Raw genomic sequence first — 8,316 nt, 5'->3', positions numbered from 1 at the left:
GGGCCGCGGGCGCAGGTGCACCCCGGCCCGGTCCAGCCGCGGCGCGGGCCCGCCGAGCAGCCCGGCCAGCGCGGGCAGGCGCACGGCGAGCGGCACCGCGGCCGCGAGCGCGGCGAGCACGAGGATCACGACCAGCCCGGTGCCGGCGGCGTCGAGCGCCAGCGCGTAGCCGGCCGCGACCGCCGGGGCCACGAGCGGCAGGATCGCCCGCAGGGCCAGCCGCCCGCGGGCGGGGGACAGCACCAGCTCATCGGCCACCGGGCTCGCCACGCCGTGCACTGTAGACGAGATCGACGCTCGTTGGGGGGCACCGGCAAGGCGGCCGCCCAGCTACCCGCGTAGCCGGAGGCGCGCCGCCGGGTCAGCGGCGGCCCCGGACCAGGTCGCGGACCTCGCGGTTGAACCGCACCTCGGCGACGAGGGCGGAGGTGGCGACCCCGGCGAGGGCCCCCAGCAGCCAGCGGCAGGGCACGAGAACGAGCGCGGCGGCGACGGACCACAGCATGGCTCCGACCATGACCGGTGCCGGTCGCGGAGCGGTTGCCGGCATCAGGCAGAGCGGGAGACTTCAAACCAGACCGCCTTGCCACCGGCCGGGTCGGGGTCCACGCCCCAGGCCGAGGCGACCGAGGCGACGATGAGCAGGCCGCGGCCGTTCTCGGCCTCCGCGTCCGCCGGGCGGGGGCTGGGCAGCCGCTCGCTGCGGTCGGCGACCGACACGCGCAGAGCGTCCGCAAGCAGCTCCAGGCGGACGAGCACGGCGCCGACGGTGTGCTGGATCGCGTTGGTGATGACCTCGTCGAGCAGCAGCAGGGCGTCGTCGGCCAGGGTGTCCTCGCCCCAGGCGGCGAGCAGGTCGGCGGTGAAGCGGCGGGCCGCGGAGGCACTCACCGCGTCGCCCCGGAAGCGGCGCTGGGCGCTGCGGCGCGTGCCGGCGGGGGCGGGGCGGTCGTCGACGGAAAGGCAGACCAGCGCGACGTCGTCGGTGCGGGGGCGCGGGCCGACGCCGGCGGCCAGGACGTGGTCGAGCATGGCGCGGGGGTCGGTCGTCGGGGCGGCGCGCACGGCGGCGCGCAGCTCGGCCAGGCCGTCGTCGAGGTGGTAGCGCCGGTCCTCGACCAGGCCGTCGGTGTACAGCAGCAGGTTGGCCCCGCCGGGCACGAGGAACGTGGTCTCGGGGAAGCCGACGTCGGGGCTGACGCCGAGCGGCGGGGCAGGGCGCAGGGTCAGGGTGCCGACCCGGCGGCCGGCCCGCAGGACCGGCGGCGGGTGGCCGGCCAGGACCGCGGTCGCGGTGCCCTCCGACAGGTGCAGCTCGAGGTAGCAGCAGGTGGCCACGGCGTCGGGATGCAGGTCCAGCAGCAGGCGGTTGACCCGCTGCATGACCGCGGACGGGCTGTGCCGCTCGGCCGCGTAGGCGCGCAGGGCGTTGCGGACCTGGCCCATGACGGCGGCGGCGGTGGCGCTGTGCCCGACGACGTCGCCGATGACGACCGCGACCACGTCGCCGCCGAGGGGGATGACGTCGTACCAGTCGCCGCCGACGTCGGCGCCGTGGGTCCACGGCAGGTAGCGGGCGGCGTGGCGCAGGCCGGGGACCTCGGGCAGCTCGGCCGGCAGGAGGGCCCGCTGCAGCTCGCCGGCGATGGAGACCTGGGCCTCGAAGAGCAGCGCGCGCTGCATCGCCTGGGCGCACACGGCGGCGAAGGCGGCCAGGTTGGCGCGCTCCGCGTCGTCGAACTCGCGCGGCATGCCGTAGCCGATGACGAGGGTGCCGAGCACGTCGCCGGCGGTGGCCAGGGGCAGGAACGCCCAGGCCTGGCGGCCGCCGCTGGGGATGGGGCGGCCGGCGCCGGCGGCCTGGGCGACGGCGAACTCGGCCAGCGTGCTCAGGTAGCGGGCGCGGCCGGTGCGGGCCACCTCGGTCGCCGGGTACGGGTGGGTGAGCGGCACCTCGCGCAGCCGCTCGACGACCTGCGGCTCGTAGCCGGCGTGGTAGGTGAGCTCCAGGTGATCGTCCCGGCGCAGCAGCAGGGCCAGGCCCTGGCCGCCGGCGGAGGGGCGCAGCACGGCGCCGATGGCGGCGTACACGTCGGCGGCGGTGCTGGCCGCGACCAGGGCGGCGGTGACCGCCTGCAGGGCCGCGTTGCGTTCGGCCGCCCGGCGGGCCTGGGCCATGCTCTGCTCGACCCGCTCCTGCTGGGCGGCCTGGCCGGTGACGTCGCGGAACGACACGGCGACCGAGTCGGCGCCGGCCCGGGCCGCGCTGACCTCCCAGAACTCGTGGAGCTCGGGGGACTGCAGCCGCGCCTGCCACGGCGCCCCGCCAGTGAGGACCTCGGTCCAGCGCTCGACCAGCGCGCGGGTGCCGGGGCCCGTGGCCAGCTCGGACCAGCTCCGGCCGATGACCTCCTCCGCCGGGCGGCCGGTCAGCGCGGCGCCGGCGGCGTTGAGGTACTCGCAGACGAAGTCGCGCACCTCACCGTCGGGGCTGCGCACCGCGCGCAGCACCGTGAAGCCGTCGAACGCGGCGTCGAGCACCTCGTAGAGGCGGGTGCCGCCGATCGACTGCGGGCCGAGGGTGACCGTGCGCAGATCGACGAAGCGCACCACCAAGCCGTCGCCACTGGGGCCGATCCACAGCTCGAAGTGGCCCGACAGGCTCGGCCGGTCGTAGTAGACGGTGCGGGCCACCGGCTCGCGGGCCTCGACCACCTTGCGGTACAGCGGCATGGTCGCGTCGTTGACGGTGTCCGGCCACAGCCGCCGGTAGCGGCCGCCGACCAGCTCGGCGCGGTCCCGCCCCAGGTAGCGGGCGCCGGCCTCGTTGACGTACAGCAGCTCGAAGTCCTCGATCTCGCCGGTGCCGGCCGCGCGCACGGCCCGGGCGAAGGCCCAGCCCTGCTGGTCGGCGTCGAGCACGGCGAGGATGTCGGCGGAGGGCAGCACGTCCGGACCGTCGAGCATGCGGCCATCATCGCATCCGGGCCCGGTCAGCGCTGCGGGCGCAAGCCCGCGTCGGTACGCACCGCCCCCTCGGCGCCGATCGCACAGCCCAGCCGGGCGGCGAGGGCGTCGGCAGCGGTCATCGCGTGATGAGCAGGTTGGCGGTGTCGACCACGGGCCGGTAGCCGAGCGCGACGTAGATCTTGTTCGAGGTCGGGTTGTCCTGGTCGGTGTAGAGGCAGACCCGCAGGCCCGCCGCCCGCAGGCGGTGCGACAGGTGCGCCACGGCGTTGCCGGCCCAGCCGCGGCCCCGCTCGGCGGGCGGCGTGTACACCGGGCCGAGGCGCACCGTGCCGAAGGCGGGCGGGGTGGCCCCGAGCATGTGCACCGGGCGGTCGTGAGCGTCGACCCAGAGGTACACGTGCCCGGCCTCGATGCGGCGGAGCAGGTCGTCCCGGCTCGGCAGCTCGTGCGCGGAGGACCCGCGCGGGCGCCCGGCCTGCTCGTCGGCGTCGCCGCCGAACGCCGCGTACCACTCGGCCGTCACGTCGAGGTCGTCCCGCCCGGCGTGGCGCAGCCGCCCGGGCGCCGGGGCCGGCCAGTCCAGCTCGCCGAGCTCGAACAGCCGGGTGTGCCGGGACACCTCGACCCGCCCGCCGCCGAGGCGGGCCAGTTCCTGCGCGCACAGGGCGGCGGCCGGCAGCGCCCCGTTGACGCCGAGCGTCTCCTCGCCCCGCGCGTGCAGGGCGCCGGCCAGCGCGACCGCGGCCTCGTCGGGCATCGGCAGCAGGTACGGCGGGCGCGGCTCGAACGGCGCGGTACGCATCCCGGCCCCGACCACGGCCCCGCCCTCGTCGCGCACCACCAGCCACCAGTCCCCGGGCGGCGGCGCCACGCCGGCCTCCCGCGCGGCCACGGCCCGGTTGGCGAAGGAGGCGACGACCGAGCAGGCGACCGGGTCGGCGGCGAGCAGTCCGGCGGCGGCGTCCAGGAACCGCGCCGCGTCGGCGACGAACTCCAGCTGCGGGCTCATACACGCCAATCTATCCGAGCCGGCCGAACCCCGCGGCCCGCCCGATAGGTCCTATTCATGCGGAATGTCGAAAATGCTTTCCGCCCGCCGGGGTATAAGTCGGACAAGTCGCGGCGCGCCAGCGCCCGACCTATCGGCCCAAGGCTTCCGCCGACCGAGAAGCCGTCGGCAACAGACAACACAACGGCGCCCGCGATCCGGGTTGGATCGCGGGCGCCGAGCACGCGCTCAGTTCGAGGGTGTGGACACCGGCGTAGCGGCGTCGTTGGCGATCAGCTCCGGATGGCTGGCGACGAACGTGGCGACCGAGTCGCTGCCGAAGGACTTGAGCAGTTCGACCGCGGTCGGGTCGAGGGACTCGAACAACTGGCCGTTGATCTTTTCGGGGTTGTACTGGCCGTTGTTGGTGCGCAGCGTGACCATCTTGTCCGAGTCGATGTCCTTCAGCGTGAAGATCCAGTCGGAGAGGTGGACCTCGCCGTTGTAGAACGAGACCGCCTTGCCGACCGAGCCGAGGATCTCGTGGACCTTGATCGGGTTGGCGATCACGCCCCCGCTGGTGGCCTTCTTCGCCATCGCCTTGATGAACTGCTGCTGGTGGCGCTGGCGGCCGTAGTCGCCGTCGTTGTTGCCCATCTTGTCGCGCTGACGGACGTAGTCCAGCGCCTGCCACGGCAGGAAGTCGTGGCACCCGACCTCGTACACCTGCGGCTTCATGTTCGGCTTGAGGGTGGTCGGGATGCCGTCGGCGTTGAAGTTGTACGGCACACCCTCCTCCCCCGTCTTCTGGTTCCACCCGACGTGGATCGAGGTGACGCGCTCGTCGACGCACATGTGCACCCCGCCGAGGGCGTTGACCAGGCCGCTGAAGCCGTCGAAGTTGACGATCGCGGCGCCGTGGAACTTCAGGCCGCCGGCCATGTTGCTCACGGTCTCGGCCAGCAGCTTCAGCCCATTGTTGCGGCCGCCGCCGTTCTGGTAGCCGAACTGGAACGCCGCGTTGATCTTGTCGGTGCCGCCGTTGTACTTCGTTTCCTTGCTCGCCGGGATCTTCACCCGCGTGTCACGAGGGATCGACATCATGTACACGGCGTCGTGCGAGGCCGGCACATGCGCAACGATGATCGAGTCGGCGCGCGCGCCCATCTCCTCGTTGCCGATGCGCTCGTCGATGCCGACGAGGAGCAGGTTGATCGGCCCGTCGATGGTCGCGCCGGTCGCCGCCGCGTCGCCGAGGCCGCCCTCGTGGGTGATCTGGTCGCTGTAGTAGTTCAGCAACACGTTGCCACCGACGAGCACGCCCCCGCTCACGAGCAGCAGTAACGCCCCGAAGACCAGGGACAAACGCGCCCACAACGGGTCTCTCTTCCCACGCTTCTTCGCCATACCACTCCCCGACACCAATGGTCCCTCGGCGCGCCACAATATCTCCCCGAGATTTACGGCGACGTTTCGTCCCTGAAGACGGATTTGGGACAGCGATCGGTTGCAGTCGCGGCTCAGGATTCTGGGTCCAGTAGGACCGACCCGAGCGACGTGCACAGGCAGTACATGGCCCGTCCCTGACGGTTGCGTTGCACCAGCCGTGCGTCGTGCAGCAGCCCCGGCTGCCGGCGGTCGGGCCGGCCATGACATGGATCACGGCAACGCAGCGCGTCGCGGGCACGACTGTGCCGGCCTGACTACCGTGGTACACAGTTCGTGCTCGGTTGCGTGGTTGTCGAGGGGGATCAGTTGGGCGCGCTGCAGCGGTTCGAGAAGCGGCTGGAAGGCATGGTCGAGGGCACCTTCGCCAAGGTGTTCAAGGGCGTCGTGCACCCGGTCGAGATCCTCAACGCCATGCAGGGCGAGGCGAGCGCGAACCAGACGCAGATGACCGGCGGCCGCATCCTGGTGCCGAACCGGTACGTGATCGCCCTGGCCCCCGCCGACCACAGCCGCCTGGCGCCGTTCGCCGCCGCCCTGGCGCAGGAGCTGGCCCAGTCCCAGGCCGAGTACGTCGGCGAGCAGAGCTGGGCCGTCTACGGCGACATCGTCGTCGAGATCACCCGCGGCGACGACCTGGACACCGGCCTGTTCCGGGTCATGGCCACGGTCTACACCGGCGGGCAGGTCGCCCCCGGCGAGGCCAGCGGCGTGCGGCTGGTCACCGAGGACGGGCAGCACTACCCGCTCGCCCGCGGCGCGACCATCATCGGCCGCGGCGAGCAGGCCTCGCTGCGCCTGGCCGACGTGGGCGCCTCCCGTCAGCACGCGCGGGTGGAGTACGACGGCAATCGCGCGGTGCTGACGGACCTCGGCTCGGCGAACGGCTCGGTGGTGAACGGCCGCCGGGTCGACTCGGTCATGCTGAACCCGGGCGACGAGATCGTGATCGGCTCGACCCGCCTGTCGTTCCGGGTCTGAGCCGTCACCGCATCAGCACGTCCTCGGCCAGCCGCAGCGCCCGGGCGTTGAGGGCGCCGCTGTCGGCGAGGGCGGTGTTGCGGTACAGCACGACCGCCCTGTCCCCCGAATCGGTGACGCCGTTGAAGGTCGAGACGCCGGGCACGTCGCCGGGGTGCGCCCAGAAGCCGCCGGACCCGCTGGGCACCCAGAAGATGCCGAGGCCGTAGCGCATGCCGGCCCGCACGTCCTGGTACGTCTCGGCCGGCACCGTGCGGTGCAGCTCGGCCGCCTGGGCCGGGGCCAGCAGCTCGCCGCGCTGCAGCGCCCGCCAGAACCGCACCAGGTCGTCGGTCGTGCTGACCAGCCCCCGGCCGCGTCGGCCACCGTCGGGTTGAGCTCGGTGACGTCGACCAGCGGCGCGCCCGGGGCGAACTGCTGGTACCCGCGGGCCGAGGACGCCGGCAGCGCCGGGTGGTCGTACGGGAAGTAGGTGTCGCGCAGCCCCAGCGGCCGGGTGACCCGGTCGCGCACCTGCTCCGCCCACGACCGGCCGGTGACCCGCCGCACGATCATCCCGGCCAGCACGTAGTTGGTGTTCGAGTAGTCCCAGTGGGTGCCGGGCGCGAAGTTCGGCGGGTGCCGCAGCGCGATCGCCACCAGGTCGGCCGGGTCGTAGTGGTCGAGCCGGTGCGCGCGGTACTCCTCCGCAGAGCCCAGCGCGGCCATGTCGTCGGTGTAGTTGTACAGCCCGCTGGTGTGCTGCAGCAGCTGCCGGACCGTGATGCGCCGCCCGTCGTTGCCGTTGCCCGTCACCACGCCCGGCAGCCACCGCTGCACCGGGTCCGCAAGCGTCAGGCGGCCCTCGCCCACCAGCTGCAGTACCACCACGGAGACGAACGTCTTCGTGTTGCTGCCGATGCGGAACCGGCCCGCCACCGGCATCGGCGCCCGGCCGTCCAGGGTCGCGTGCCCGACCCGCGCCACGCTCTCGCGGTGCCCGGCCGACACCTGCCCCTGCGCCCCGACGACCCCCCGCCGCCCCAGATCCTCCAGCGCCTCCTGCAGCTCGTCGCGCCGCCCCGCCGGGGCCGGCACCAGCACCGTCGCGGCCGCCGCCTTGAGGATCGTGCGCCGCGTGGATGTCCGCCCCGGCGTGCTCTCCAGCATCTCCTGCATGGACTCCAGCCTCGGCGAACGCCGATCCTTCCTCCATCCCGGCACCCAGCGGGTCCGGGGTAGGGCTAGCCCCGGCTTTGCGATGATGGGCCGATGCCAACGATCACCTTCCGTGAGGCCGCCCCGGGCGACGTGCCGCGCCTGGTCGAGCTGGTGCAGTCGGCGTACCGCGGCGAGTCCAGCCGGGCCGGCTGGACCACCGAGGCCGACCTGCTCGACGGCCAGCGCGCCGACCCCGACATGGTCGCCGCCGCGATCGCCGACCCGGCCGGCGCCGTCCTGGTCGCCGAGACCGCCGGCGAGCTCGTCGCCTGCTGCCAGATCGAACGGCGCGACGGTCACGCCTACTTCGGGATGTTCGCCGTCGACCCGGCCCGCCAGGCCGCCGGCCTCGGCGCCGCCGTGCTGGCCGAGGCCGAGCGGCGCGCCCGCGACGGGTGGCAGGTCACCGAGATGCGGATGACGGTCATCGTGCAGCGCGAGGATCTCATCGCCTGGTACGTGCGCCGCGGCTACGCCCGCACCGGCGTGCTGAGCCCCTTCCCGTACGGCGACGAGCGCTTCGGCCGGCCGCGCCGCAGCGACCTCGCGTTCGAGACGCTGACGAAGTCGCTGCCGTGACCGGCACCTGGTCCTGGGACGAGAGCGCACGCGCGAGATCGAAGTGGTGATCCGGCGGGCCTAGGTGACTGGTGCTAAACGCGGGCTGATTGGTGACGCCGGTCAGCCCGCGTTTGTTGTTGGGGCGAGGTCGGGTTCGGGAGGTGCGCGCG

At 73.7% G+C, this 8,316-nt stretch carries 7 protein-coding genes and 1 pseudogene; 2 read left to right on the top strand and 6 right to left on the bottom strand.

All coding sequences use genetic code 11. The features are described from left to right. The 5 genes from AB0M46_RS50170 to AB0M46_RS50150 all read right to left on the bottom strand — a co-directional run. On the bottom strand, window positions 1-270 hold a 270-nt coding region (locus AB0M46_RS50170), incomplete at its 3' end, for a hypothetical protein (RefSeq protein ID WP_363348644.1). 91 nt (window positions 271-361) lie between these two features. Then, entirely contained in the window at window positions 362-505 is a 144-nt protein-coding gene (locus AB0M46_RS50165) for a hypothetical protein (RefSeq protein WP_363348642.1), read from the bottom strand. 44 nt (window positions 506-549) lie between these two features. Beyond that, on the bottom strand, window positions 550-2,967 hold the full coding sequence (locus AB0M46_RS50160) for a SpoIIE family protein phosphatase (protein WP_363348640.1): 2,418 nt from the start codon (window positions 2,965-2,967) through the stop codon (window positions 550-552). Window positions 2,968-3,085: 118 nt separating this feature from the next. Then, entirely contained in the window at window positions 3,086-3,979 is an 894-nt protein-coding gene (locus AB0M46_RS50155) for a GNAT family N-acetyltransferase (RefSeq protein WP_363348638.1), read from the bottom strand. 228 nt (window positions 3,980-4,207) lie between these two features. Next, window positions 4,208-5,335, bottom strand: coding sequence for an LCP family protein (locus tag AB0M46_RS50150; protein WP_363348636.1), 1,128 nt, complete (start codon window positions 5,333-5,335; stop codon window positions 4,208-4,210). Window positions 5,336-5,713: 378 nt separating this feature from the next. On the opposite strand from AB0M46_RS50150, the gene AB0M46_RS50145 reads away from it, so the two are divergent. Further along, window positions 5,714-6,385, top strand: a complete 672-nt coding sequence (locus AB0M46_RS50145; RefSeq protein ID WP_363348634.1) for a DUF3662 and FHA domain-containing protein — start codon at window positions 5,714-5,716, stop codon at window positions 6,383-6,385. Between the two features lie 4 nt (window positions 6,386-6,389). Here AB0M46_RS50145 and AB0M46_RS50140 read toward each other — a convergent pair. Further along, window positions 6,390-7,534: pseudogene (locus AB0M46_RS50140) on the bottom strand (serine hydrolase domain-containing protein). A 102-nt stretch (window positions 7,535-7,636) separates the two neighbouring features. Between AB0M46_RS50140 and AB0M46_RS50135 the strand changes: the two are divergent. After that, window positions 7,637-8,164, top strand: a complete 528-nt coding sequence (locus AB0M46_RS50135; protein ID WP_363348632.1) for a GNAT family N-acetyltransferase — start codon at window positions 7,637-7,639, stop codon at window positions 8,162-8,164. The last annotated feature ends 152 nt before the right edge of the window (window positions 8,165-8,316 follow it).

This window comes from Dactylosporangium sp. NPDC051485 (genome assembly GCF_040682015.1).
Taxonomy (GTDB): domain Bacteria; phylum Actinomycetota; class Actinomycetes; order Mycobacteriales; family Micromonosporaceae; genus Dactylosporangium.
The sequence above is the reverse complement of the archived record's forward strand: the minus strand, read 5'-3'. Positions and strand labels throughout refer to the sequence as shown.